The organism is Cohnella fermenti (genome assembly GCF_004801405.1).
In the GTDB taxonomy this organism is placed as follows: domain Bacteria; phylum Bacillota; class Bacilli; order Paenibacillales; family Paenibacillaceae; genus Cohnella; species Cohnella fermenti.
Genome location: NZ_SSOB01000022.1, coordinates 48581 through 74515 on the forward strand (window position 1 = coordinate 48581; position 25935 = coordinate 74515).

17 protein-coding genes are annotated in these 25935 nt (G+C 57.4%); 1 reads left to right on the forward strand and 16 read right to left on the reverse strand.

Annotated features, from left to right (window positions below; translation table 11 throughout):
- Positions 1–10 precede the first annotated feature (10 nt).
- The 16 genes from E6C55_RS17655 to E6C55_RS17730 all read right to left on the reverse strand — a co-directional run bounded on the left by E6C55_RS17655 (position 11) and on the right by E6C55_RS17730 (position 24680).
- A complete protein-coding gene (locus E6C55_RS17655; RefSeq protein ID WP_136371135.1) occupies positions 11–2137 on the reverse strand; it encodes an alpha-L-rhamnosidase in 2127 nt (708 codons plus the stop codon).
- The gene (locus E6C55_RS17660; protein ID WP_136371136.1) at positions 2134–4488 is read right to left on the reverse strand and encodes a helix-turn-helix domain-containing protein; all 2355 of its coding nucleotides are present in this window, start codon (positions 4486–4488) and stop codon (positions 2134–2136) included. The genes E6C55_RS17655 and E6C55_RS17660 overlap by 4 nt, the downstream gene beginning before the upstream one ends.
- Positions 4489–4546: 58 nt before the next feature.
- On the reverse strand, positions 4547–6184 hold the full coding sequence (locus E6C55_RS17665; protein ID WP_136371137.1) for an extracellular solute-binding protein: 1638 nt from the start codon (positions 6182–6184) through the stop codon (positions 4547–4549).
- 59 nt (positions 6185–6243) lie between these two features.
- A complete protein-coding gene (locus E6C55_RS17670) occupies positions 6244–7068 on the reverse strand; it encodes a carbohydrate ABC transporter permease (protein ID WP_230986730.1) in 825 nt (274 codons plus the stop codon).
- Positions 7069–7149: 81 nt separating this feature from the next.
- The gene (locus tag E6C55_RS17675; protein WP_136371138.1) at positions 7150–8043 is read right to left on the reverse strand and encodes an ABC transporter permease; all 894 of its coding nucleotides are present in this window, start codon (positions 8041–8043) and stop codon (positions 7150–7152) included.
- A gap of 215 nt (positions 8044–8258) precedes the next feature.
- Complete coding sequence (locus E6C55_RS17680) at positions 8259–11612, reverse strand: sugar-binding protein (protein ID WP_168735711.1); 3354 nt, start codon at positions 11610–11612, stop codon at positions 8259–8261.
- 737 nt (positions 11613–12349) lie between these two features.
- Positions 12350–12925, reverse strand: coding sequence for a hypothetical protein (locus E6C55_RS17685; protein WP_136371140.1), 576 nt, complete (start codon positions 12923–12925; stop codon positions 12350–12352).
- 45 nt (positions 12926–12970) lie between these two features.
- A complete protein-coding gene (locus E6C55_RS17690; RefSeq protein ID WP_136371141.1) occupies positions 12971–13471 on the reverse strand; it encodes a hypothetical protein in 501 nt (166 codons plus the stop codon).
- A gap of 509 nt (positions 13472–13980) precedes the next feature.
- The gene (locus E6C55_RS17695) at positions 13981–15255 is read right to left on the reverse strand and encodes an ABC transporter permease (protein ID WP_168735712.1); all 1275 of its coding nucleotides are present in this window, start codon (positions 15253–15255) and stop codon (positions 13981–13983) included.
- The gene (locus E6C55_RS17700; protein ID WP_136371143.1) at positions 15245–16009 is read right to left on the reverse strand and encodes an ABC transporter ATP-binding protein; all 765 of its coding nucleotides are present in this window, start codon (positions 16007–16009) and stop codon (positions 15245–15247) included. The genes E6C55_RS17695 and E6C55_RS17700 overlap by 11 nt, the downstream gene beginning before the upstream one ends.
- A 95-nt stretch (positions 16010–16104) precedes the next feature.
- A complete protein-coding gene (locus tag E6C55_RS17705; protein WP_136371144.1) occupies positions 16105–17856 on the reverse strand; it encodes a cache domain-containing sensor histidine kinase in 1752 nt (583 codons plus the stop codon).
- A 6-nt stretch (positions 17857–17862) separates the two neighbouring features.
- The gene (locus E6C55_RS17710) at positions 17863–19422 is read right to left on the reverse strand and encodes a helix-turn-helix domain-containing protein (RefSeq protein ID WP_136371145.1); all 1560 of its coding nucleotides are present in this window, start codon (positions 19420–19422) and stop codon (positions 17863–17865) included.
- Positions 19423–20449: 1027 nt separating this feature from the next.
- A complete protein-coding gene (locus tag E6C55_RS17715; RefSeq protein ID WP_136371146.1) occupies positions 20450–22201 on the reverse strand; it encodes an extracellular solute-binding protein in 1752 nt (583 codons plus the stop codon).
- Positions 22202–22368: 167 nt separating this feature from the next.
- On the reverse strand, positions 22369–23256 hold the full coding sequence (locus tag E6C55_RS17720) for a carbohydrate ABC transporter permease (RefSeq protein ID WP_136371147.1): 888 nt from the start codon (positions 23254–23256) through the stop codon (positions 22369–22371).
- A gap of 29 nt (positions 23257–23285) precedes the next feature.
- Positions 23286–24161 carry an ABC transporter permease gene (locus E6C55_RS17725; protein ID WP_230986735.1) on the reverse strand — a complete coding sequence of 292 codons (876 nt, stop codon included), beginning with the start codon at positions 24159–24161 and terminating at the stop codon, positions 23286–23288.
- A gap of 198 nt (positions 24162–24359) precedes the next feature.
- Positions 24360–24680, reverse strand: coding sequence for a hypothetical protein (locus E6C55_RS17730; protein ID WP_136371149.1), 321 nt, complete (start codon positions 24678–24680; stop codon positions 24360–24362).
- Between the two features lie 316 nt (positions 24681–24996).
- Between E6C55_RS17730 and bla the strand changes: the two genes are divergently transcribed.
- Positions 24997–25926, forward strand: coding sequence for a class A beta-lactamase (gene bla / locus E6C55_RS17735; RefSeq protein WP_230986731.1), 930 nt, complete (start codon positions 24997–24999; stop codon positions 25924–25926).
- Positions 25927–25935 lie beyond the last annotated feature (9 nt).

A 25935-nucleotide genomic window follows, 5' to 3' on the forward strand; every position in this document is an offset into this window, starting at 1 on the left:
TCATCCTCCTCTACTGCTGTCTCTTGTATCGATAAACGCCCGAGCTCAGCTCATGGCGCTCATGGCCGTATTCGAACGTGGCCGTTATTCCCTGCGGCAGTGTCAAGATTAGGTTCTCCTCGTCCCAGCCAAGCTCCAGCCGCCCGAAGGGCGTACGATGCCAGGCCGAGAACCGGCCGATATCGGCCGGCGAATACGGAGCGATCCGGATATGCCGGAATCCCGGCTGCCTATCGTCGATCCGAAACCCCGCCAGCGCCTTGTAGTACCAAGCCCCGATCTCGGAGAACATCGGATGGTTCATCGAGGAGCCTCCGAACCAGTTCTCCCCCAACGTCCCTGCGCACAGCTTCGTCATATACCCCCACCCGGGAAAATCCTCCTGCGAGGCAATCCGGTAGGCGAGTTCGATGTGTCCATGCTCCGTCAGTACGTCCAACAGCATCTTCGCACAGAAGATGCCGCCAACCAGGTGGCCGCGTTCCTGTTCTATCGTCTCCAGCAATCGTTTAAGCGCATAGTCCTTCTCTTCGCCTGCGACCAGATCGAAATAAAGCATTATCGCGTAGAACGTCTGGCTCTCGCACGGCATCCCGACGAATCGGCTCCGGAACGCGACGCGGATGGCCGCGGCGAGCTCGCTCCCCTTGCGCTCGTTCATCTTATCCTGCAGCAGTCCCGAGATGCGGCCGTACAGGTCCGCCATGCAATAGGAATAGGCGGTCAGCAGCGACTCTCTAGGAAACGGCGCCGCGTTCGGCGGGGCCGACCAGTCGCCGAGACCGTTGCGGCAAATCCCGTCCTCCAGAATCGATTGGAGGTAATCCACATAACGCGCCATCGGCTCGTGATACCTTCTCAGGCAGTCGACGTCTCCGGTATACCGGTATAGCTGCCACGGAATGACGAACAAGGCCGCATCCCAAGCGGGGCCGGCGAACAAGCGATCATACCCCCATGTGCTCGTGGGGGCGATACACGGGATGCGGCCGCCGGGAAGCTGACAGTCAACCAGATCGTCCAGCCACTTGATATAGGCGTCGCGCATATCGAAGTTAAACAAGGCCTGCTCGCAGGCCAAGTGCGCGTCGGCTGTCCAGCCGTTCTTCTCCCGGTGCGGACAATCCGTCGGAAGATGATGGAAGTTCGTCAACGTCGATCGCCGAACCGCCGCCTGAATCCGGTTCACCAGAGGGTGGTCGCAGCTCAAGCCGCCCGCATCGGCCAGATCGGTGTGGAAGCATCTTGCCATAACCTCGATCGTATCGTAATCGCCGTACACCCGTACGTAACGGAAGCCGTTGTAGCCGAATTCGCTGTGCCATACTTCGTCGCCTTCGCCCGATAGAATGTATTCGTCGCGCTGGAAGCGATCCTCGTAAACATGCTGCTTGTACCGTTCCAGATCGGGGGTCGCTGTCGTGCGCAGCGCCTCGAAGTATTGCAGGATGACTCGGCTCCCGCGCCTTCCGCTCACCTTGATCTGCACATTGCCCGACAGATTGACCCCGAAATCATAGATGACCGGCGTCGGACTCGGCACGATCCGTACCGGCGGATAGGTCTCCCTGAGCCGGATCGGCGGAATGGCCTGTTCCTTCAGGATGCCGCCCGGTGCAGGCACGACGGTCGCGCCCTCCCAATGCTCGATCCGATAGGCGGCGTCATACGTCTCTCCGCAGCGCAATGAATTGAAGAGAGTGGCGCTGGCCGCACATTCCCAGCTCGAATCCGAGACAAGCGCAATTCGACCGTCAAGCTCCAGCTCCAGGATGAACTTCGGCCGATCGCGCCAGAGCGCATGCTGGAATTCCCAGGCGGTCGGCTGGCACTCATTGTACCAGCCGTTGCCCAGCTTCACCTCGAACTTATTGTCTCCCTCGATCAGATAGTCGAGAACGTCGTAACGGTTGAACAGCACCGTCTTGTCATAGCTTGTAAAGGCAGGCTGCAGCAGCTCGTTGCCTAGGCGGCGCCCGTTGATCTTCAACACGTAGAAGCCAAGTCCGCTAATCCGGAGGCGAGCCTCCTTCGCCTTGCCCGGCAACCGAACCGACTTCCGGAACAACGGCGCGGCCTTCTCGTCGCAAGTGCCGCAGGCGATCCACCTCGCTTGCCGCAGGTTCGATTCGATCACGACTCGTCGTCCTCTCTCTTAAGCTGCTTCTCGCGATATTCCGAAGGCGTGAGCGCGGTCAGCTTCTTGAAGATGCGAACAAAGCTGTTCACGTTGCTGTACCCGACCGCCTCCGCGATATCCTTGATTTTCCCGTCCGTATCGGTCAGCATCCGCTTCGCCGTATCGATGCGCAGATTCATCAGGTAATCGATAAAGTTGCTCTCCGTCTGTTCCTTGAACTGCTTGCTCAAGTGCGATACGCTTACGCGGAATTCGTCCGCCAGCAAGTTCAGCGACAGCTCGGCCTGGCCGAAATTCGTCCGAATATAATCCAGCACCTTGACGATTAGATCACTCTTCTCGCGATGGCCGCGCTTGCTCCGAATCCGCTCCGCATAATCCTGCAACACCGACAGCAAGAATTCCTTCATATCCGTTAAGCTGTCGGATTGATTCAGCATATCCCGCATCTCCTGAGGCATGCGGAATTGCTCCGGATCAATCCCCGCCTCGCCGGCCACCACCGACGCCTTCATCAAGCATTGCAGGCTCAATTGCCGGATCATCTCCGGCGGAACCGCGGACTGGGCGAGCGCCTCGAACCAGCGATCCGTCTGCGCCTTCAGCTTCTCCACATCAAGCAGCTTCAGGGAATCCATCATCGCGTCCGTCATGGCCACCAGGCGGTAGAATCTGGACGATTCCTCGCCCTGCACATCTTCCCACGCGATCACCGTGTTCGTTCCGAGCACCAGACGATAGCTCAGCGCCTCGTTGGCTTGCGCGAAGCTCAAGTGAAGCTTCTCCGTCGAATCGGCCAGGCCGCCTACTCCTATCGTAATCGTACGTCGCAGCGTCTCCGCCGCGTAGTTCTTGATCAGATCCGCCAGCGCTCCGGCCCGCAGCTCGGCTTCCGCGTCATCATCCTCGAAGCTCATGAGAATCGCCACGCAGCCGTTCTCCAACTCGATGGCCACTCCATTATGCTCGGCCAGAATAAGCTCTTCCGCCACGTTGCACAGAGCGTAGTTATACAGATGCTTGTCGCGGGGAGTCAGCGTATCCTGATCCTGGCGCTGGTCGAACTCCGCCACCAGCACGACGAACCGGTTGCCGTCCAGCGGCATGCCCAGCATATCCATGTACTGCCTGGTATTCGCAATGTTAATCTTGTAATCGGACAACAATTCGATGACGAGCTGCCACTTCAGGATCGGCTTGGTCTCCCGAACCTGCTGCTGCAGTCGTTCGCTGTTCACCAGAATATCCTCGAAGCGGGACTCCAGCAGTTGGAACCGATCGCCTCCCGCGGAAGCGCCGGGCTGCGGCGACAAGGCGTTCAGACGGGAGGTGATCGTCGCCAGGAAGCGATTAAGCGGACGGAAGGTCCATCTGCCGAGGGCTAACGCCAGCACGGCCGCCAGCAACAGCAGCACGCCGGACAAGACGGCCAGCGTATTGCGGACCACCGTGAGCGGCTTGTTCAGCTCAAACTCCGATACGATGCGCACCATGGTCCAGCTCGTGTAAGAGCTTGTCTGGTAGAACACCATCACCGGATTCCCCTCTGCCGTCGCCCCGAACGTGCCGGAGCTTTGCCCTTGCAAGGCCGCCTGCGAGACCAGCTTCTTGACGAAGGGGACCGTGCTCCAGTCTTCCCCCAGCTTGGCCTGATCGGGATGAAGCACGACGCGCCCCTCCTTGTCCAGCACCAGGTTGATTCCTTGATCGTCATCCCGAGAATGGATCAGAGCGAGCAGCAATTCTTCCTTCATATTGAAGGCGACGGCCCCTCGGCGGTCCTCGGCGGAATGGATCAGCGGATAGGTGCGGACGAAGGTGACGACATTGCGATAAATCGGGAAGCTGGAGTTGCGAAGCAGCAGCTTGCGGCTGCCCATCCAGTCCGAGTAGCCGTCGAACCCGGCGAAGCGGCCGATCCAGTCATAATTGCTCTGCCGACTCTCCTCCGTCAGAATATCGCCGGATACGAGCCTGTCCTGCGAATACGAGTACAGGTCGACAGAGAACAAGTATTCGTCGCTGCGGATGAGGCGGTCGAGCCGTTCCCCGATCCGGTAGTCGGCGGTCGCGCGCCGGTCCTCGGGCAGATTGTCGTCGAAGAAGTTCTTGACCTCATCGTCCTGCACGAGCTGGATCGCTTCGTTGTCGATATTCTTGAACACCAGCTCCAGCTTCTGATTCATATGCTCCATCAACGCTTCGTTTGTCCGAACAAGCCTTGTCTTGAGATCGGACGTGAAGGTGAAGTAGAAGATCAGAGCCGATACCGTTACGATCAGGAACAGGAACAGAATCAGGCTTGTTATGAGTTTGATGATCCATCGGTTGTGTTCGCTATTCATCATCGTCCTGTTCCTCTCGTAAGCCGTTGTCTTCCGAATGCGAAGCGGTCAGACCCGGTTGTTATTCAAACGACGCCTTGTTGGCCTCGTACCATTCCTGGGCTTTGGCCTCTACCGCTTCGCCGCCGAGACGTTGCCATTCCTTGCGAATCTCCTCCAGGCCCCAATCGGCCGTGTAAGAAGCGCCTTGCGTCGTTACTCTGGCGCGAATCTCTTCAATAAACGGCTTCATGGCCGTCTGAATCTCGTTCACTTCCGTGAAGCTCGGCTGATAAGGAATATCGCGGCGGAACTTGTTCTTGGTCGCCGTCTCCAGTCCCTTCTCGCTCAGCCCGGCCAGACGCTGGGACAATTCGTCGGACGCCGCCTTCGCCGGCAGATCGGCGGGAGTGAACGAATCGTTGCGCAGCACCGCATACTCGCCGGCATAGGACACTTCCTTCTTGTACTTCTCGGAATCGATAACTTGGGCGACGCCGTTCACGTCCTTGTAATGCACGCCCTCCGTGCCGTACACGAGCGACTTCCAGCCGCTGTCGACAAGCCAGTCCAAGTACTCGACGGCCGCCTTCGGATTGCCCATCTCCTTATTGAAGGCGACGAAGATAAACGGACTCGTCTCCTGATAGAGGCCATACTTGCCGTTTGACGTGGAGACCGGCTCCAGCGGCACCGGATTGGCATCGGGGACGTTCTTCAGCATGTCCCGGATATGATTCTCCATCGCGCTGCCGCCCCAACTGCCGACGAAGATGCCGGCCTTCCCCGTCGTCCAGAGCTGGATGGCGCGTTGGAAGTTCTTGTCGGTCAGATATTCCTTGTCCACCAGTCCTTCTTCGTACATCGTCTTCTCCCAGGCCATCGCATCTCCGAAGCGATCCAGCGTGGCTCCGTACTTCATCTGCCCGTCCTCGAGATACCATTGGTTGGAGATCGCGGCGTTCATCGCGGAATACGCGTCGAAGGTCGTGCTTCCGACAAGCGCGGTCGTGTCCGCTTTGCCGTTGCCGTCCGGGTCTCCGTCCTTGAACGCCTTGGCCACCTCGATAAGCTCCTCCATCGTGGTCGGCGTCTTCAGATTCAACTTATCCAGCCAGTCCTGCCGAATCCATATGCCATGATTGGCAATCGAATCAAGCGTTCTTGCGGTGGCAACGGCGTACATCTTCCCGTCAAATGTGAGGTACGGCTTCAGTTCGGGATGCTCCTGCAGATAAGCTTTGTAAGACGTACTGTACTTCTCGATATAGTCGTCGACCGGCTGAATCGCCCCTTGCGTGACCAGCTTGCCGATGTACGTTCGGTCGTATTCCCAGATCAGATCCGGCGCCTGATTGGAGGCGATGAGGACGTTCAGTTTGTCCTGGGCTTGATTCCTCGGCACAGGCACGATGCTGACGTCGATGCCGGATTGCTCTCCGATCCACTTCGTCCAGCGATTGTCCTCGTAGGTGCCTTCATCGCTGGATACCGCCCCGCGGTCGAACGTCGAGATGCTCACCTTCTTGGGCAAGTCCGCGTACGGATCTCCGGCCGGCGTACCGGAGGAAGACGCTTCCGGGGCCGGCGAGGCTTGCGAATTCCCGTTATTCCCATTATTCCCGTTGCCCGAGCACCCCGCCAGCAACGCACCAGCAATCATGCACAACGCCACCGCCGAAGCGGGCTTTTTTATTTTCCAATACAAATTCGAACTCATGCGATAAACCTCCCAAGAAGATTATAGTATATCGAAGCTGCCGAGACAGCCTGTGATCGTCAGCCCTTGACGGAGCCCAACAAGACTCCCTTGACAAAATGCTTCTGGAGCAGAGGGTACACGGCCATAATCGGCAAGACGGCCAATACGATCGCAGCGGCCCGGATTCCCTCCGGCGTTATCGTCCGCTCGCTTACTCCTTCGCCGCTCCGGAGCATCTCCGGGCTGACGAGGTCGATCATCTGATACAGCTTGACCATAAGCGACATCTTGTCGGTGCTGCGGATGTAGATCAGAACGTTCATGTACGAATTCCACCATCCGACCGCATAGAACAAAGTCAGCGCCGCGATCACCGGCATGGACAACGGAAGAATGATGCGCAGCAGCGTCACCCATTCGTTGGCCCCGTCGATCGCAGCCGATTCCTCCAACTCCGAGGGAAGCCCTTCGAAGAACGACTTCATGACGAACATGTTGTACACGCTGACAAGCGCCGGCAGCCAGAGGGCCCAATAGGTGTTCACAAGGCCAAGGCTGTTGACGAGCAGGAAGTGGGGAATCATGCCGCCGCCGAACAGCATGGTGAACAGCACCGCCTGCAGCATGTACCCGCGCCCCCGCAACCGGGGCTTCGAGAGCGGATAGGCCGCCAGGATCGTAAACGCCATGTTGAGCAAGGTGCCCATAACCGTAAGCTGGATCGTGTTCTTCATCGCCACGAGCAACTGTCCGTCGTCGATCAGATTCCGGTACGCATCCGTGTTGAGATCGATCGGCCACAGCAACACTTCGCCTGCGGATATGGCCCGACTGCCGCTGAAGGAGACCGCAATGAGATTAAGGAATGGAAAAACGGTAGCAGCGGCGCATAGAGCCAACAAAAGGTTGTTTATCCAATGAAACAAGCCGGCCGAGCGTGAGCCTTTGATCTGCACGGCATTTACACTTCCTCTCGTGTGGAGCTACCAAAGCCCTCTTTCTCCCATCGTCTTGATCAACCGGTTGACGCCTACCACGAGGACCAGGGCCACCGCGGACTGGAACAGACCAAGGGCTGTGGAATAGCTGTATTGCAAATTCTCGATTCCGCGATTGTACACATACGTGCTGATGACCTCGGCAACGCGGTTGACGGCGGGATTCTTCAAGGTGTACACCTGCTCGAACCCGACATCCATCATTCGTCCCACCTGCAAGATAAGCAGGATGGCCGCCGTACTGCGAATGCCCGGCAAGGTCACGTGCCAGATCCGGCGGAGCTTGCTTGCGCCGTCTATCTTGGCCGCCTCGTAGAGCGTCGGGTCGATGCCGGCCATGGCCGCCATATAGAGGATCGTGCCGAAGCCCGCCTCCTTCCAGATGCCCGACAGAACATAGGACACCGGCCACCAGAAGGTATCGGCCATAAAGTAGATCGGCTCAAGCCCTGCCAGCTTCAATACGGCATTCACAATTCCCGTGGACGGCGAGAGCATCGCGATGACCATGCTGCCCAGAACCACCCACGATATGAAGTGGGGGATATACAGCAGATTTTGCAGCGCTCTGCGGTACCCGCTCCAGCGGACCTCGTTCAACAGCAGGGCAAGAACAATCGGGACGGGGAAGGCGAAGACCAGGTTGTACACATTCAGCAGCAGCGTGTTGCGCAGCACGGTGTAAAACTCGCGGTCGGAGAACAGCTTGCGGAATTGCTCCACCCCCACCCACTGACTTCCCCAAATCCCGTCGGCCAGCCGATACTGCTTAAAGGCGATGACTTCTCCGAAGAGCGGAGCGTACTTGAACAATAGAAAATAAATGGCCACCGGCAACAGCATCAGGTACAGATGCTTATCCCGGGCAAGCGACTTCATGGGCCGCCCTCCTTTTGTATAATGAGTGTCGGTCGAACCTCCCTTAACGCTTTGTTTGTCCGCTGCAAGCGACGATGCGGCAGGGGCCCGGCTCGGGCATGGCACCGCGACTCCAACGCTATCACGGGGAATGCGGCCAAGGTAGCTTCACCTTTTGTTCGCGTATGCTTCGCCTGCATTCCGGCCCCTGCTTTTTTTGTGGAGATACGCTTTTTTTATTCGATCAGGAGCAAATCCCCGAATTCGTCGGTGTTCTTCACTTCGCCAATGCCGCTCATATATTCGATCCAGCCGCGTCGGCCCGTGCCGTCATTGTCGTTAATCAGCAGCGAGAAGCCGAAGTCGGCGCCGACAGCCGCCGTCATTCCGTCCGGCAGCAGCGCGTCCCAAGGAATCGCAAGCTCGTACACGGTAGTCGCCTGACTGTCGTCGCGCGCGACGGCATAAGCGGCTCCGCTTAGATTCGCCGTCCTTGTCGCGGCGGTCCATCTCCACAGGATCGCCCCGGAATTCGGATTCAGTCCGAGCCCGATCTCGTTGTAGCCAAGAGCGGCCCCGCCCGCCTTGCGTCCCGGTTGCAGCGCGAACTGAATGCTGTCACCGCCCCAAATATCGCTGCCCGAGCCGCTCTGCACATGGGTATTATCCTTCGCCTTGACGGCGAGATAGAAGTTGTCGTCGTCCCACCGGACATACCCGGTGCCGCTGAGATCGCTCGTGCCGCCCCAATCGCTCAGATGCGCCTGCGAGGCTTGGTCAAGCTCGAAGGAGAAGGCATCGTCCCATTCCCCTGCCGATAACGAACCATCGATAACAGGCGAAGTCGAAGCCTCGGGTGCGGCAAGGAAGCTCATTTTGCGCCGGACGACGACACCGGCCCCGCCGGCCAGCTCGGTCTGAATGTCGAGCGCGTACAGTCGATCCTCCGGCGTTCCCGGCCAATCGAATGTCAAGGTTGCGGAGCCATTGGCGGCAGCGGCAAACGATTGCTGCCCGCTCCAAGGGGACGAGTCGGCGGAGAGCTGCACCGTCCCGGCGATCGCCTCATCCAACTGATTGTCAATCTGGACGGCCACCTGCCAATACGCTCCCGAGGATGTTCGCTGGAGCTGCGGGTAGGCTTCGATGCGGTAAGGATCTTCAATGTCGATACCGGATGCGAAGCTGCCCTCCACATAGACGGGAACCTGCGAGATCGGCAGTGTAATCGTCCCGTCTCCCGCTGCGGTCAAGCTCGTCCCATTGCCGAACCGGTCGTAGGCCGTCGCGGCGGAGGTGCCGAGGCTCAGAAGCAGGTTCTTCTCATCGCCCTTGCTCCACAGCACCAGCACGTCCTTGCCGTCGGAGTTGCGATGGAAGCGATGCGCCTGCACCTGGTCCCCGGCATTGTAGGATTCAACGAAGGCCGCTCCGGCCAGCTTCGCGGCCAACGTTCGATAGGCCGCATAGTTCTCCTTGGCCGACCAAGGAGCCGCTTCGTGGTCGCCCCTCACCAGGCCGAAATGGCCTTCCAGGCTCGTCGACGGTTTGTCGTCATTCTTGAAGTCGTACCAGAACACTTTGTCCGCCAGCCCGCTGCTCAGGGCGAGGGTATAGGCCTGAACGGCGTAGACGCCCGACATTCGCTCGCTGACGCCGCGACTCAGGCTCTCGTTTGTCGGCCAACCGATCTCGGTTACCCAGATCGGCTTGGCGGGCCCGTAATTGGCAAACAGATTGTGAATGGTCGTCAAGCTCGCCGCAAACCCTCCGTCCTCAGGGCCGACAGGGTACATATAAGGATGGATCGATACGGCGTCCATGTCATCGTATCCTCCCGCCTCCAGCACGCGTTCGATCCAGGCCGCGTCGGCGCCGGACGTCGCACCGCCGATCACGAACGCATTGGGATTGGCCGCCTTGATCGCTGCGTAGGCCGCATGCAGCACCGTGGCGTAAGCTTCGGGCGACAGATGCTCAGGGTTGCCGCCGCCGATATTCCATTCGTTCCATATCTCGAAGTGGTCGACCTTGCCTGCGAAGTGCTCGGCCAGCGCGCCGGCATATGCCGCATATGCGGCGATTCCCTCCTCGGTGTACGGGGCGTTCCCTCCGTCATACAGCGGGTTGCCGTAATCGACGATCAAGAGCGGCTTAATCCCTTTGGCGACGGCCTTGTTCACATACATATCCCAAGCGGCCGGAATATCGATCTGTCCCATCGTCGTCTCGGCCGCCGACCAGCGGGCATCGTCGCGAATCCATTGAATGCCAGAATCGGCGATCAGCGACAGGTAGGTGTCCACATACGCCGCATCGGTTCTGCCCAGCAGATGAATGGCCGTCCCGAATGCCTCCGAGCTGTCCGCCGGAACCGCCAGGCTGAAGGGGAAGCTCCCCTCCTCGTCGATGTCGGCAGTCCCGCCGCCGCTCCCGGTCACATGCAGATCCAGCGTATACGTTCCATATCGCTCAAGCCCGCTAAGATCCAGCGCCTGCTGCACCGGAATGCCGGAAGGTACGACTGCGGTGAAGGAACCGTTCGCAACCCCCGCACCTTCGGTATCGCTGACGGCATAGACAACCTGCACCGAATGGCTCTGCGGCATCGCACTCTTGAGCACAACGCTCAGGCCGTCCGATTCGCCGGGGACGACAATGTTGCCCGTCGGACCGGAGACGCCGATCACGAAGTCCTTCAGCTTAAGCGAGATGTCGTCGAACCAGACCGTGCCTTCCGCATTCGCGTCCAAGCGGACATAGATTCGGACGGTTGCCGTCCCTGCGGCCAACCGGTCCAGCACAACCCGGTAGTTCGTCCAGCCTTGCGTGCCGCCGGTCTGAATCTGCTTCATCGTATTCCGATACCAGCCCAGCGAGCTGTTGTTGGCATCGACCATCAGCACATTGACGCTCGCCGCGGCATCCGTCGACAGCGCATCCGTCTTGATCCAGGCCGACAGCTCGTATACTTCGGCCGCATCGATCGGAATCAGACTGCTGCCGACATACTGGCTTGCCGTCCCTCCGATCATGACGGCGCTCTGGTCCCCGCTGTGCTTGACCGTCGTATCCAGACCCGCTCCGGACCTGGTCGGCCAGAGGCCGGATTCGAATCCGGCGTTCGGCAGTCTGTTGCGAGCTACGTTCAGCGCCGCATCGTCGAACCAGGCCGTGCCTGTTGCATTCCCGTCCAGCCTGACGTATACCCGCAGATAAGCCGTTCCCGTCGCGAACTGACTGATCTCGGTCGAGTACGGCGTCCAATCCTGCGTTCCCCCAGTCTGCAGCAGCTTCATCGTCCGATACCAGCCGAGAGCGTTATTGTTGGCGTCCACCATCAGTACGTTCACGCTCGCCGCGGCATCCGTCGACAGCGCATCCGTCTTGATCCAAGCCGACAGCTCGTATACTTCGGCCGCGTCGATCGGAATCAGACTGCTGCCGACATACTGGCTTGCCGTCCCTCCGATCATGACGGCGCTCTGGTCCCCGCTGTGCTTGACCGTCGTATCCAGACCCGCTCCGGACCTGGTCGGCCAGAGGCCGGATTCGAATCCGGCGTTGGCTATCATGTTGGGCTCCGGCATTTCCGCCGCTTCTCCCCCCGCCCTCACTACCCCTCCGGGAACAAGCCATTGAAGCAACATGCCCCCCAACAGCAGCAAGACAATCAAACCCCGTTTTTCCCTTGACATCCGCATAATCGACATCCGCACAGCCCCTTCCGTCTCCGTTTTTTTTCGTTAGCTCAAACCGAACAAAGAAAGCGATTTCACTATTTTACACAGCGTATGTTGATCTTCCCTCCTTCCATTTGAATTCGGTGAAGCCACTCCGACACTAGCACGCGCCGAAGAGCCGGCGAAATCTTCATTTCTTGACCGAGTATGCTTTCTCGGCATCTTCCTGCCCGCTTTTTTTGTGATCCTCAACGTTTTTTGCTGCCCAACCTTCTCGCATGCCAACAAAAAGCGGCCTTCCTCTCGTTATCCGAGACAAAGGCCGCTCCGTTGATCCCCCTTGATCAACGCCCCATGCGATTTTAAATGAATTTTCACATTCACCCCCCTGGAATCGGGGTGGATCGCGGTGTTTTATGTGATTTTTAGCATATATCAGGGAATTCTGGTCCGGAATATCCCCACGAATGTGATTTTTCGCATAAAATCGGGCAAATGCCCCGTTCCCGCACCGCACCAATGTGAATTTTCACATAAAATTCGGCTGACATCGGCAGCAACAGGCGAACCGCGAATATAGTGTTATATGACACAGCAGCGTGGAGGAATGGAATCGGCTCCGATGGGTGGAGGGGATGGACGGCTTACTCTTTTCTGGCGTTGCTCATCATTTCATTAACATGGTATATTTCAATTTTTTCACTTTCTTCCCGTTTATCTATACATTCTTTTTCGTGTTCAATTTTCAGTTGATTCTTTTGAAAGAATTCCAATAGTCTATTAGCTTCAGCATTAATCGGCTGGCAATATTCTCTAAATTTATTTGGATCATGGTTTAGTATTTCTTTATATTCATCAGAAGTCGTTATGTATGTAAGTGCAATAAATCTCAAAAAATTATAGCCATTGCAGTAATCATCATATAATGTCGCAATTATTGATAAATACTCATCAGAGCATTGTGTCAGCTTCACTAAACTATGTACAATTCGTTCTTGTTCAAAAAAACCAATATGAATTAGTCTTCTTATTTGTTTCTCCGTATCTTGATAGGCATATTTGTTTTTATAGTTACGCGATACAAATTCAAAGTAATCTGTTTCTCCGAGAAGTACTTCAAGTTCATCATTGCTGTACAACCATTTCTCAAGCTCAATTAGTGTTACTTCCTCCCTAAGGAACTTATACAAAAATCTCTGTGCTTCTACCTTGTCCAGCATCTTGATTCACCAACATTTCTATGTATTCGCCGACTCCTCATATTCTCAAGAAATCACTTCACCATCGCTGATAATAAGCCATAAGTTCTCTTCATCAAATCCAGAGATGGTTCCTCGTACTTTATTCCTTGGATAAATCCGCCTGCTTCCTGATTTCTTGCAAACTGCTTTATAATCCACGACACCATAGATATCGTCATTTAGATTAATAACAATTCCATGAGGGAAGATGCACTCTATTTCACCTTCTATTAAATCTCCTTTAGAGCATCGCACCTTGATCTCTTCCCATCTGGAATAGAACGGTTGATTTCCTCTTTTCCAGATAGCTTCGAAGTCTTGTTTTCGAATTGCTTCCTGCAAGTTAAATTCAATCGGACTCTCGGACAATATAAAATGCCTGCTTCCATAAGGGCGATTAGAGACGTATATTAATCCATCAATTACAGTAACTTGTCTATATACAACTCCTTCACCATCGATTTCAAAATAGTAAATACGGCTATTGTCTTCTTCTGCTTCGCTCTTCATGTATTTATAATTCATCTTTGATATCGCTTCCTATCATTAGCAATTTCACTTAACACCATATCTAAGAACCTGCAACCACTCCTCCTCATCACAACACGAATATGGAATAAATTTACATAATCAATTCAAGCCAACCCGCCGCTGAAGCTCTCTCTGTCGCCCTTCCTCCCCTGATTCGACGGCCATTTTGCGTTTTATATGAATTTTCACATTCATCCCCCTGGAATCGGGGTGGATCGCGGTGTTTTATGTGATTTTTAGCGTATATGCGGAGAATCGTGCCGGAAATTTCTCTATGAATGTGATTTTTAGCATAAAATCGGGCAAAGTGCCTGTTTTGGGGGTGCGCGAATGTGATTTTTCATATAAAAAACGGCAGCTATGCGGGTTCGGTGGTCTTTAGCAGCAGCGGAGGGTTCTAGCGGGAACCAAAATCCCCCTAACCGCCATAATGAGGCAGCAGGGGGACCAACTTCGCCGCTTCGCAGATACGGCCGTCGGCCATTCCGCAGCTCCGCATTCAATCAATCCTCGTCCGCATCGAAGCTCTTCGTCACGCGGCGGGGGAGGAGCCAGCCCGCCCAGAAGAGGGCCGCGATCAAGGCCGCGCCCCACAGCACGGGGGAGAACGGCCAGTTCGGAAGGCTGGCGACCAGCCACAGCAGCGCGACCAGGAGCACTCCGCCTATGCGGGCGATGGAAGCGATGCTCCGTCCCCGCTCGTCCTGAGCGAGCGGGACGACCGAGGCGTTCTCGGCGAAGCGGACGCGGCCGAGTTCGGTGATCTGCAGGCCGCCGACCAATACGGCGATGACGAAGGCAATCAGGTCGACGATCGGGTGACCGGAGAACAGCAGAACGAGCATAAGCAGGACGCTCCAGCGCCAGAGGGCGCCGAACGTCTCGCTGCGCAGCATCGTCTTGGCGTAGAGATAACGCCAGGCGTTGCCACGCTTCCACGCGAGCCGATCCACCGTCCAGGCGATCCAGCGGCGGCGGGCCGGGCGGGCGAATTCGGTCGGCAGGTCGACGAACCAGCCGAGGAATCGGTTCCAGCGGCGGCGAGCCGCGCCTTCCTCCGCGATCAAGCGATCCCAAGGAAGCGTATGCTTCGGCACCAGGCGCGACAGCAAGTACCACACGGCGACGATCAGAGCCGTGAATCCGAGCGCGAGGCCGAACGACTTGAGCAGCAGCGCCGCGACGATGGCGACGGATGCTATCCAGCGCATCAGCAGCAAGCCGATGCGCCATGCCGTATCGGCCATGCGCCGCTCCGTCCATGCCGCATGCACGTTCCACACGGCCGCCCCGGCCAACGCGAGCGCGAGCGCCCAAGGCGAGCGGGAGTCCGCGGCCCCCTCGGTTATCGGCGCCAACTGATACAGCGGCACGAAGCTCCCGAACGCAACAAGAACCCGCACCGCGCTCATGAGCATGGCCCTGCGGACGAGCGGCCTCAGAATGCCGCTTAGCATCCCTTCTTCCAGAGGCAGCACGAACACCGTGTCCGAAGGCTGCAGGTACGTCCGGAGCGGCGTATATAAACATAGAAGCGCGAGAACGATCCAGCCGACCAGGTCGGCCGGCCAATCTGCCGGCATATCCTTCAACGTCCGTATGTATCCCATAACCAAGGTGATTCCCAGCGCCGACACGACCAGGCCGAAGCCGCTCTGGAACACGTACCGGGAATGGGCCGCAATCTCCCGGCGGAACGCCTGCGCCCGCGACGCTCTTAAGCGGCGCAGCTCCTCCAGCCTCCCGCCGCCGACCGTCGCCTTCCGTTCAGCGTCCAAGCTTCGCTCCCCCTTCGCTCTCCGCGTCCAGGACAAGCGTCTCGAACGCGTCGTCGAGCGTTGCCGCGCCGTTCGCCATCCGCTTCACGTCCTCCGGCGTCCCGGAAGCGATAATGCGCCCCTGGTGCAGCACGACCAGGCTGTCCGCCCTGCGCTCCAGCGCCGGCAGAATGTGCGAGCTGAGCAGAATTGCCGAGCCCTGCGCGCGGGCGTCGTCGAGCGCCCCCGTCAGCGCCCGCGTCGCCAGTGGATCGAGCCCGAGGAACGGCTCGTCGATAATAAGCAGCGGCGGCGAGACGAGCAGCGCGTTCATGAGCATGACCTTCTGCTTCATCCCCTTGGACAGCGTATCCGGCAGGCTGCCCATCGCCTTGTCCATGCGGAACGTCTCCGCCAGCTTCGCCGCGCGGCGCTCCGCCTCGCCTTGCTCGAGCCCGTACGCCATCGCCGTCCAGCGCAGGTGCTCGGCGACGGTCAGGTTCGGGAACAGCGACGGCTGTTCCGGCACATAAGCGCAAGCGGACCGGTACTTGTCCCGGTCCTCCTCCAGCTTCACGCCCGCGACGCGCACCTCGCCGGAATGCGCCAGCATCAGCCCGAGAATATGTTTGATCGTCGTGCTCTTGCCCGCCCCGTTCAAGCCGATCAGCCCGGTCATCCGGCCGGGCTCGACGGCGAAGCTGATTCCGTGCAGGACAGGCCTTCGCTGGCTGTAGCCGCCCGTCAGTTCCTTAATTGTAAGTGCCGGCATCATGTCGCGATCCTCTCCTTGCCTCGTTTTCCCATATGGGACCATTATAAACGAGCGGAGTCCCGCGTTCAAAAAAAAGAAAGAAGCCAACCTAAGCCCTAAGCCCCAAGCTCCGCCGCCCCGCCGCCGGGGAACCGGATCGTCGACACCGTGCCTTCCCCGATCGAGCTTCGGATCGAGACGCCGTACGCCTTGCCGAACTGCAGCTTGACGCGCTGATCGACGTTGCGGATGCCGTAGCCGATGCCCTTCTCGGAAGGGTCGAGCACCTGCCGGGTCGTCTCTTCCTTCATGCCGAGGCCGTTGTCCTCCACTTCCAGCACAATATCGCTCCCCTCGACATACGCCCGGATGACCAGATGGATCTCGTCGTCGTACCAGGCGTGCTCGATGGAATTTTCCACGAACGGTTGGAGAATGAACTTCATCGTCTCGTGCGGGAAGGCCGCCTCGTCGAGCTCGTAGCGCACCCGGATGCGGTCGCCGTACTTGATTCGCTGGATGTCGAGGTACGAACGGACAATCTGGAGCTCCTTCTCCACCGTAATGATCGTCTCCCCCTTGCTCAGGGTCAGGCGATAGAACTTGGCGAGCTCGCGGATCATCTCCTGCATCGTCTCGATCTCCCCAAGCTTCGCCATCCGGCTGATGGAGGAGAACGTATTGTATAGAAAATGAGGGTTCATCTGCGAATGCAGCACTTGGAGCTCGACGTCTTTTTTCTCCAGCTTGCTGATGTACACCTCGTCGATGAGCCGCTCCATGTTGGACGCCATGTCGTTGAACGCCTCGGCGATCTGGGAGAATTCGTCGTTGCCCGGAACCGGCATCCGCTTGTTGAATTCCCCGTCCTTGAACGCCTTGAGCGAACGGATCAGCTTCATGATGCGCTTGGCGAAGAAGCGCGACATCATCCAACTGATCACCGCCAGCACGAGCAGGCTCGCCAGACAGATCAGAATGGTCAGAATGCCGACTCTGCGCGAGCTCTCCTGGAACGAGGAGGTCGGAATCCAGGCGACGAGGCTTGCGCCCATGCCTTCGATCGGCTGAACGATCTGCAGGTAATCGGCCGGATGATCGAAGCCGTCCACCCGCGGCTGCGGCGAAACGAACGTCTCGGCACCCGAGCTTGAATAGAGCAGGCTCTTGCCCTTGTCCATGACGAACAGCAGGCTGCCCGCCCCCAGCTTCGAATCATCAACCTCGTAGAAAATATCCTCCAGCTTGACGCTAAGCCGGATAAGTCCGATCGTGGTCAGCGTGTCGTAGTTGATAATGGGGCGCAGAAGCGAGATTCGGCCGGCCACCGCTTCGCCCTCGACCTGCTTCCAGACGCTCTTCTCGTAGGTCAATCGAAGGCTCTTGTACCAGTCGGCCCCCTCGATCCGGTCCAGATGATAGATGGAATATTGGCGCCCTTCGCCGGCCTTCGGGTCGCGATCGAAGTAATAGAATTCGCTGATATTCGTGTTCTCCACGTAGATGGACAGCTTCGTGTCGAGGTTCGGAAGGTTGACCGCCGACTCGATCTTCGGCAGAATCTGCTGCGTCATGATCGTGTACTTCTCGTAGTCCAGGTAGTAGCCGGACAAGATGCGGGAGAGCGCCTGATCCGAGAAAATCGCCTCGGAACCCCGGTACACGTCCGCAAGCCGGTAATCCACGTTGCTGCCCATCTGGCTCACCGCCACCTCAAGGTTGCTGCGGGTATGCTCTTCGCTCGAGCGGACGGACGACACGTAGGAATAGCTGCCGATTACGATAACCGGAGTCAGCACAAGCACCAGGTAGGACAGAAGCAGCTTGTAGCGGATGGGAACGTAGTCGTTTGGTCGTCCGATGGCCATGGCGAATCACCCCATCCTGCGGTAGTCTCCCGGCGTGATGCCGAATTGGTCGCGGAACAGCCGGCTGAAGTACGCGAGGCTCTTGTAGCCGACCCGATCGGCGACCTCGTAGATTTTGAGCTTCGGGTCCCGAAGCAGCGCCTTGGCCCGCTCCATCCGGTTGCGGACGAGGTAATCGTTGAAGCTCTCGCCCATCTGGTCCTTGAACAGAAGGCCCATGTGGTTCGCGGAATAGGAGAACCGGTTCGCCAGCTCGCGCAGCGTCAGCTCCTCCGCCAGATGCTCCCGGATGTAGCTCTCGATCGGGTCCATCAGCCTCCGGTTTTTGCCTTGCTTCTTGAAGAACAACCGCTCGGAGATCTCGAACAGCGCCCGGCGCAGCCACGACTCGATGTCCCCCGCCGTCTCGAACCGCCGGACCGCGTCAAGATGCTCGAAGTCCCAGCCAAGCAGGCTGTAGAACGTCTCGTTCGCAGTTCGCAAGTAAGCCTCGAGCTTGGAGGCGACATGGATCGAGAAGCTGTGAACCTTCAGCGGATGGTCGAACGAACGGACGTTGTCGAACAGCTCTTCTAGGCAATCGCATATTCGCACCAGGTCGTACTGCGCAACGGCGGCGAAAATATCGTCCAGAACCGCATTGATGTCCTTCGCATCGATGGACGATTGCAGCTTGGCGTGGGCGGGGGCGATGACTCTGTTTTTTCCCAGGAACATTTTGTTGCCGATGAGTTCCTTCGCTTGGGCGAACGAGCGGTCGATTCGGGCGGGGAAGGGCATCGCCTCCCCGTAGCCGGCCGTTACCGTGAACGAGGTGGACGTTCGAATCCGGTCGTTCAGCTCGTGCAGGAAGCGTTCCAGCTCCCAGGCGTCGCCGGAATGAAGGAACGCAAGCTGTGTCGGGGCCAGGAGACACCACGGGCCGAGTTGGCCCCGCTCCAGCTCGCGGACGATCGTCTCCATCGCCGAGCGGGCGGCCGCTCCGCCGTCCCCGCTCTTCCAGAGGACATCGTCCAGCTCGACGATTGCGGCGTGCGCCGTGTCGCCGATCGCCTCCAGCTTGAACTTCTCCATCAGCGGCGGAATCGCCTCTTCGCCGATGGCCCCTTCCAGCAGATGCTGCAGGAAGTCGCCGCGCACGTATTCGAACGACTCGTCGAGGCGCGACTGCTCCCGCCTCCGCTTGTTCGTCTCGTCGAGATCGGCGACGACCTTCCGCAGCAGCGCCTCGATCTCGTCGTCGTCGATCGGCTTGAGCACGTAGCCGTCCGCCTTCAAGTGAAGCGCCTGCTTCGCGTACTGGAAGTCTTGGTAGCCGCTGATGAAGATTGTCCGCAGCTCCGGGTTCCGCTCCTGCGCCTTGCGGGACAGCTCAAGCCCGGTCAGCACCGGCATCTTGATATCGGTGACAAGAATATCGATCGGATACTCCTCGATATAGCTCAGCGCGGCGAGCGGCTTGTTCTCGCTGCACACGACCTCGATGCCCAGCTCCGCCCACGGAATAAGCCGGCGCAGCCCTTCCAGATCATACTTCTCATCGTCGACCACGACGGCTCGATACATGGGTTCTCGCTCCTTCCGGGAGAGTTGGATTGGAATGTCGGAGTAGCTCGAAGGCCGGGGCAGCTCGAAGGCCGGACCGGAGTCGCCTCGAAAGCCGTACCGGAGTAGCTCGAAGGCTGGAGTAGCTCGAAAGCCGGAATCGCGAATCGCATGGATTAGCACTGGAATTCGACGCTCCCCGCCAGGTTTCCTTCCTTTGCTCCTGCGTTCCTTGCTCACTTCCTCCTTCGCTCCTTCGCACTCATTCGCTCCTTCGCACCGTGCTCTGCTCATTGTCTCTCATTTGCTCCTTCGCACCGTGCTTTGCTCCTTCGCTCTCGCCTTGCCTCTCGCCGTCCTTTGCTCCTTCCTCGCTCCTTCCCCGTTGCGGCTCCCCCTCCGAGGATTTTATGTGGTTTTTCACATAAAATCAGCGCTCGAGGCGCCCGGAGGCGATTGTATGTGGTTTTTCGCATAAAAACGGTCGTACAGAGAGGGAACGTTAAGGAGTACGGACGGTGGTGGCGAGAGCAACAACTACGGAAGCAGCGGCAGCGGAACGGGTTGTCGTTATGCTGGTTTCCCGCACATCTCCCTCTCCAACCGCCTCTTCGGAGCGGCGTTGTGCCGATTTCCCGCACATCTCCCTCTCCAATCGCCTCTTCGGAGCACCGTTATGCCGATTTCCCGCACATCTCCCTCTCCAATCGCCTCTTCGGAGCGGCGTTGTGCCGATTTCCCGCACATCTCCTCCTCAAACGGCCTCTTCGGAGCGGCGTTGTGCGGATTCCTCCACTAACTTCGCCTCCCCAGCCTCTTCGCAGTAGGCTTTTCATAACTACGGATGGCCGCTATACGGAAAATTTCCATTGTAGAGGGTAGAAAGTGACAACGTCCTCTGTTGGCATAGAGGTTTCTCGCATCATAACGTTCGTCTGCGATGGTTCGCACGTGATGGCCTTCGCCCGTTGCGGTGGGGCGCATATAGCAAACAAGAAGGCATGAACGGCACGCCTTCTTGTCTCTCATCCCTGCACGCTCCCCGCTCCTATTGTCCCGAGAGCTTCTTCACGTTCGCCTGCCAGACGTCCGTCTTCCACGCCAGCAGCTTGTCGTAGCCGATCTTCGTCGCTTCCTTGTCGGCCTTCTCGATCAGACTGAGCACTTCGTCATCGGTCTTCGCGAAGATAAGTTTTGGAATGAGCGCCTTGTATTGGTCTCTCAGGCGCTGCATGATGATGCCTTCCTGCGTGCTCGGCGCCGGGTCCAGGTTGGAGAACTGCGTCACGTCCATCGACGTCTTGAACGAGAAGTTCGCCTGGGCGACCGTTGTCCAGTCCTGCGCCTCTTCCGGCAGCAATAGCTCGCGCTTCGCCTTCGTCGAGTCGACGTAGGACGTGTTGCCGTTCCAGTTGAACTCGCCGATCTTCAGCTCGTCGTACTTCTTCGGATCGCGGTTAATGTACGCGTCGTTCGGAATCGGCACGCCGTCTTCGACCGTGTCGTAGAACAACCCCGGAGGGCCGAAGAAGATGATCTGCTGTCCTTCCGGACTCGATGCCCAGTTCATATAAGAGAAGATCGCTTCCGGGTCCTTCGCGTTCGTCGTGATGACATTGACGTTCCAGCCGAGCGTGTTGTAGCCGCCCGGGTACACCTTGTTCCGGTCGACGCCCGCCTTGTGAACCGGCCAGATCGGCAGGTAGCCGTCTTCCGGGTCCTTCGCCTTAAGCAGGTTGTTCGCTTCGCGGCCGATGCCCTCGACGACGGAGTCATATGCTCCGAACACGGCGATTTTGCCCGTCTTCAGCTTCTCGAGAATCTGGTCGCGGGTCTGCGTGAACATGTCGCTCGATGTGAGCCCCTGGCGGAAAAGCCTGCTGCTGTAGACGGCAGTATCCTTAAAGCCTTGATCCTGGTAGATCGACGTCAGCTTGTCGCCGCTCGGGATGCCGAACGTGTTGCCCGGCGTGATGAAGCCGTTGTTGAGGTTCTCGCCCGAGCCGGTGTACAGCATGCCCATCATCTGCACGTCCGTGCCGTCGCGGATCTCGCCGAAGTCGAGCGGCACGACGTCCGGGAACTTCTCCTTGACGAGCTTCAGATAGGCCTCAAGATCTTCCCACGTCTCCAGCGACGGAGAGCCGAGCTCCTTGTAGATTTTTTTCTCGACGATATAGGCCGCATTGCCGTTGCCGTTCTCGCCGTTGATGAACCAGTTCGGAAGCTGGTACAGCTTGCCGTCGCTTGAGCGTAGCATGTTCAGCGTCTGCTCCCCGACCGCCTCGACGTATTCCGGATACTTCTCCAGATACGGATCGAGAGCGACGAGCTTGCCCGCTTGCTGCAGGCGCTCGACGTCCTTGCCGCGGTCGAGCACGATGACGTCCGGAAGCTGGTTGGAGACGATCATCGTGTTCAGCTTCTGCGCAGCGGCGCCGTTCGATTGCACCGGCTCGAGCGTCACCTTCAGGTTGTCGGTGATCCACTTCGCATGAGGACGCTCCTCCCACGTCGGGGCCGTATACCAATCGTAGTTGACGAAGAGCGAGAATGTCACCGGCTTCACCTTCGCCGCCAGGCTTCCGTCGGAAGCGCTTGAGGGAGATTCCGAAGCGGATTCGCTCGGCGAAGCGGCGGGACTCATCTGCGCGGAGCTTGCCGATTCGGACGGGCTCGGGGCGGCTGCATTGCTGCCGTTATTGCCATTGTTGCCATTGTTGCCGGAGCAAGCGGACAGAAGCAGGGCGAGGCTCAGTGCCCCGACTGCGGCCGTGCTGGCGCTTTTGTTGACGGACATATCGATTCGTTTCCCCTCTCTACTAGCTTCATTATATATGTCATTAGCGAGAGCCGCATGCGGACTTCGCGAATAACCGTTCGCCAACCTGCTGTCTTCCTGTGTCATCCTGCTGTCATCCTGCCATCTTCCTGTGTCATCCTGCTGTCCCCCTGCCGTTAACCGGCCTACTCCTTCAAGGAGCCGACCATCGCGCCCTTGACGAAGTACTTCTGCAGGAACGGATAGACGAGCAGGATCGGCAGCGTCGCCACCATCATCGTCGCCATCTGGATCGACTTGACCGTGACCGAATTCTGGATTGCGCTCTGGGCGTAGGTGCTCAGGTTCGCGATCATCGTCGACGTCGTCCCCGCGTTGACGATCTGCACAAGCAGCGTCTGGAGCGGAATAAGGCTCTGGCTGCTGATGAACACCGCCGGAGTGAACCAGTCGTTCCACAGCGTCACCGCCGTGAACAGCCCCAGCGTCGCCATGACCGGTCCCGAGATCGGCATCACAATCCGGAAGAAGACGCCGAAGTTCGAGCACCCGTCGATGCGGGCCGATTCTTCCAGTCCCTCGGGCAGCTCCTGGAAGAACGTTCGGAAAATAATCATGTTATAGACGTTCACCATACCGTGAAGAAGAAGGAAAGCGAACGTGTTGTACAGGTGCAGTTGGTAGACGAGAATAAAGTAGGGAATCAACCCTCCGCTGAAGTACATGGTGACGACGCAGAGGATCATGTAGCCTTTTCTGAAGACGATGCCCTTCTTGGACAGGCCGTACGCGAACAGCGACGTGAAGAGCATCGCGACGAACGTGCCGAGAACGGTACGGGCTATCGTGACTAGATAAGCGTTATAGATGTTCTTCTCCTGGAACACGATCCCGTAATTCTCCAGCGTGAACTTCCGCGGCCAGAACGTAATTCCCCCCGTCGAAGTGTCGCTGCCCACGTTGAAGGAGATGGCGAGCGAGTTCCAGAACGGATAGAACGTAACGAAGGCAAGCAGGGCGAGCAGGACGTAGATGACGGCTTGCAACGCCTTGTCGGATCGGGTGAGTCTCATCGCATCGCTTCCATTCCTTCAAGTTGTCGTTACCATAAGCTCGCCTTGCCGAGCCTTCGGGCGATCGAGTTGGCGATGAACAGCAGCAGCACGCTCAGCACCGACTTGAACAATCCGGCCGCCGTCGCATAGGAGAATCGCTGGTTGATGATCCCCATCTGGTAGACGTATGTGTCGATGACTTCCGCGTAAGGCATCACGATGCCGTTGCTGAGGTTCTTCGTCATGAGCAGGATGTCCTCGAACCCCGCGTTCAGCGTGTTGCCGACGCCGAGGATAAGGAAGATGATAATGACGGGCGAGATGCTCGGAAGCGTAATGAGGAAAATCTGCTTAAACCGGCTGGCTCCGTCGAGGGAAGCCGCCTCGTACAGCGCCGGGTCGATGCCTGCGATGGCTGCCAGGTAGACGATCGAGCCGAAGCCGATCTCCTTCCAGACGTTAACCGAGACAAGAATGCCCCAGAAGTATTCCGGGATCGACAGCCAATTGATCGGCTCCCGGATCAGGTTGAACTGCAGCAGCACCTCGTTCACCGGACCGTTGTCGACCGCGAGCATCGAGAACACGAGACCGGAGACGACAACCCACGAGATGAAGTGGGGGATGTACGTGATCGTCTGCACAATCCGTTTGAACGCCATCAGCCGTATCTCGTTCAGCATAAGCGCCAGCAGAATCGGGGCCGGGAAGCCGATCGCCAGCTTCAGCAGGCTGATGCAGATCGTATTGCGCATAATGTTCCAGAACTCCGGCGACTCGAAGAAAATCCGGAAGTGTTCGAACCCGACCCATGGGCTGGCGCCGAAGCCGGTGAACAGGTTGTACTCCTTGAAGGCGATCAGCACGCCCCACATCGGGATGTAGCTGAAGACGCCAAGGAACGCCAGCGAGGGCAGAATCATCAATTGGTAGTCCCATTGCCGAACGAATCGCCGCCACGTTCCCGCTTCCCCCGGAGACGAACGGGGTCCTTCGGTGCCGGCTGTCCGGGCGGATAAGCCGCTTCTCATGCCATCCCTCTCTTCAACGTTGTGGTACCTTAATGCTACGGGATGCGGCCGGCGATATCTACGCAACGGATCAACGATTGTTTGACTTAATCAATGATGTTGTTTGACGAGGCTGTTTGCGGAGTTTGTTTGGTGAGATTGCTTGGTGAGGTTGCTTGGTGAGGTTGCTTGGTGAGGTTGCTTGGTGAGGTTGCTTGGTGAGGTTGCTTGGTGAGGTTGTTTGGTGACCGTTGCGATTTTATGTGGTTTTTCGCATTCATCGGCGGGGATGGAGGGGGAATCGCGGCGTTTTATGTGGTTTTTCGCATACATCCGGCAGTTCGGGCCGGATTTTTCTCTATGAATGTGGTTTTTCGCATATAATCGTGCAAAGTGCCCGTTATCGAGCCGCGCGAATGTGAAATTCCACATATATTCCTCGCAGTTGGCGGCATCGGTCGGGTACCGTTGTCCAAAGAAAATAAAGTTTGGACTGAAAAATTAAGTTGTAGACTCGGAAAATAAAGATGTAGACTGAGAAAAAAAGTATTAGACTCACGCGCCGGCGTTGAACGGGCAGGATAACATAAACCAAATATTGGTTAAATTCCAATACTGAAGTGATAGATACACACATAAGGTGAGCGAACAGAATCGGTGGACCAGACTAGAGACACGAGATAGTCGTCTTCACTTGAAAGAGATCTTTTCAGTTATCCATAATGATTTTCGAAAAGAGGGTTAAATATTGAGTAAATCATATAATACTATATTCGGCGCATATAAATTTAAAATTGCTCCATTTATGTTCATGTTAGCACTCATCCCGCTCACCGGTTGCACGAAGGTCGCCGCCCCCCCTCCGACCGGAATGACGCCCCAGACAGCACCGACAGTTGCGATTGACCGAGATTTTGTTCAACTCGAAAGCAAGTTTAGCGCTCATCTCGGTGTCTATGCTATTGATACCGGTACGAAACGAATAGTCGCCTATCGACCTGATGAACGTTTCGCATACGCATCTACCTTTAAGGCTCTTGCCGTAGGCGCAGTACTGCAGCAAAACTCGATTGACGAACTCGACAAAATGATCACCTACACAGACAAAGACTTGGTCAACTATTCGCCCATTACAGAGAAACACGTTCATGCTGGGATGACCCTTAGGGAACTCAGTGAGGCTGCTATCTGTTACAGCGACAATACTGCGGGGAACCTCTTATTAAAAGAACTGGGAGGCCCTAATGGTTTCAGATCAGCATTGATGAATATCGGTGATAGCGTAACCAACCCTGAACGCTTCGAGACGGATCTGAACGAAGCCATCCCGGGAGACATTCGTGACACTAGCACACCGAGAGCACTTGCCACCAGCCTTCAGGCTTTCACTTTAGGTGGCGTGCTCCCGACCGATAAGCGTACGATCCTCACGGATTGGCTAAAGGGGAACATCACTGGAGACAACCTGATCCGTGCGGGCGTGCCTGAAGGCTGGAAAGTCGGGGATAAGACCGGAGCCGGAGGCTATGGAACGCGAAACGACATTGCCGTCGTTTGGCCGCCGAATAGAGATCCCATCGTTATCGCTATTCTATCCAGCCGCAATACGCAAAATGCGGCTTATGACGATGCGCTTATCGCGCAGGCTACCAAGGTGGCACTTGATGTTCTGAAGTAAATCATAAGC

What these genes read in the sequence shown, in the direction of transcription:
- E6C55_RS17705 (WP_136371144.1), bottom strand. Translation starts at nt 17,856, where the DNA reads ATGGCCATCGGACGACCAAACGACTACGTTCCCATCCGCTACAAGCTG.
- E6C55_RS17715 (WP_136371146.1), bottom strand. Translation starts at nt 22,201, where the DNA reads ATGTCCGTCAACAAAAGCGCCAGCACGGCCGCAGTCGGGGCACTGAGC.
- E6C55_RS17685 (WP_136371140.1), bottom strand. Translation starts at nt 12,925, where the DNA reads ATGCTGGACAAGGTAGAAGCACAGAGATTTTTGTATAAGTTCCTTAGG.
- E6C55_RS17675 (WP_136371138.1), bottom strand. Translation starts at nt 8,043, where the DNA reads ATGAAGTCGCTTGCCCGGGATAAGCATCTGTACCTGATGCTGTTGCCG.
- E6C55_RS17690 (WP_136371141.1), bottom strand. Translation starts at nt 13,471, where the DNA reads ATGAATTATAAATACATGAAGAGCGAAGCAGAAGAAGACAATAGCCGT.
- E6C55_RS17665 (WP_136371137.1), bottom strand. Translation starts at nt 6,184, where the DNA reads ATGAGTTCGAATTTGTATTGGAAAATAAAAAAGCCCGCTTCGGCGGTG.
- E6C55_RS17680 (WP_168735711.1), bottom strand. Translation starts at nt 11,612, where the DNA reads ATGCCGGAGCCCAACATGATAGCCAACGCCGGATTCGAATCCGGCCTC.
- E6C55_RS17730 (WP_136371149.1), bottom strand. Translation starts at nt 24,680, where the DNA reads ATGTGGAATTTCACATTCGCGCGGCTCGATAACGGGCACTTTGCACGA.
- E6C55_RS17710 (WP_136371145.1), bottom strand. Translation starts at nt 19,422, where the DNA reads ATGTATCGAGCCGTCGTGGTCGACGATGAGAAGTATGATCTGGAAGGG.
- E6C55_RS17660 (WP_136371136.1), bottom strand. Translation starts at nt 4,488, where the DNA reads ATGATGAATAGCGAACACAACCGATGGATCATCAAACTCATAACAAGC.
- E6C55_RS17720 (WP_136371147.1), bottom strand. Translation starts at nt 23,256, where the DNA reads ATGAGACTCACCCGATCCGACAAGGCGTTGCAAGCCGTCATCTACGTC.
- E6C55_RS17725 (WP_230986735.1), bottom strand. Translation starts at nt 24,161, where the DNA reads ATGATTCTGCCCTCGCTGGCGTTCCTTGGCGTCTTCAGCTACATCCCG.
- E6C55_RS17700 (WP_136371143.1), bottom strand. Translation starts at nt 16,009, where the DNA reads ATGATGCCGGCACTTACAATTAAGGAACTGACGGGCGGCTACAGCCAG.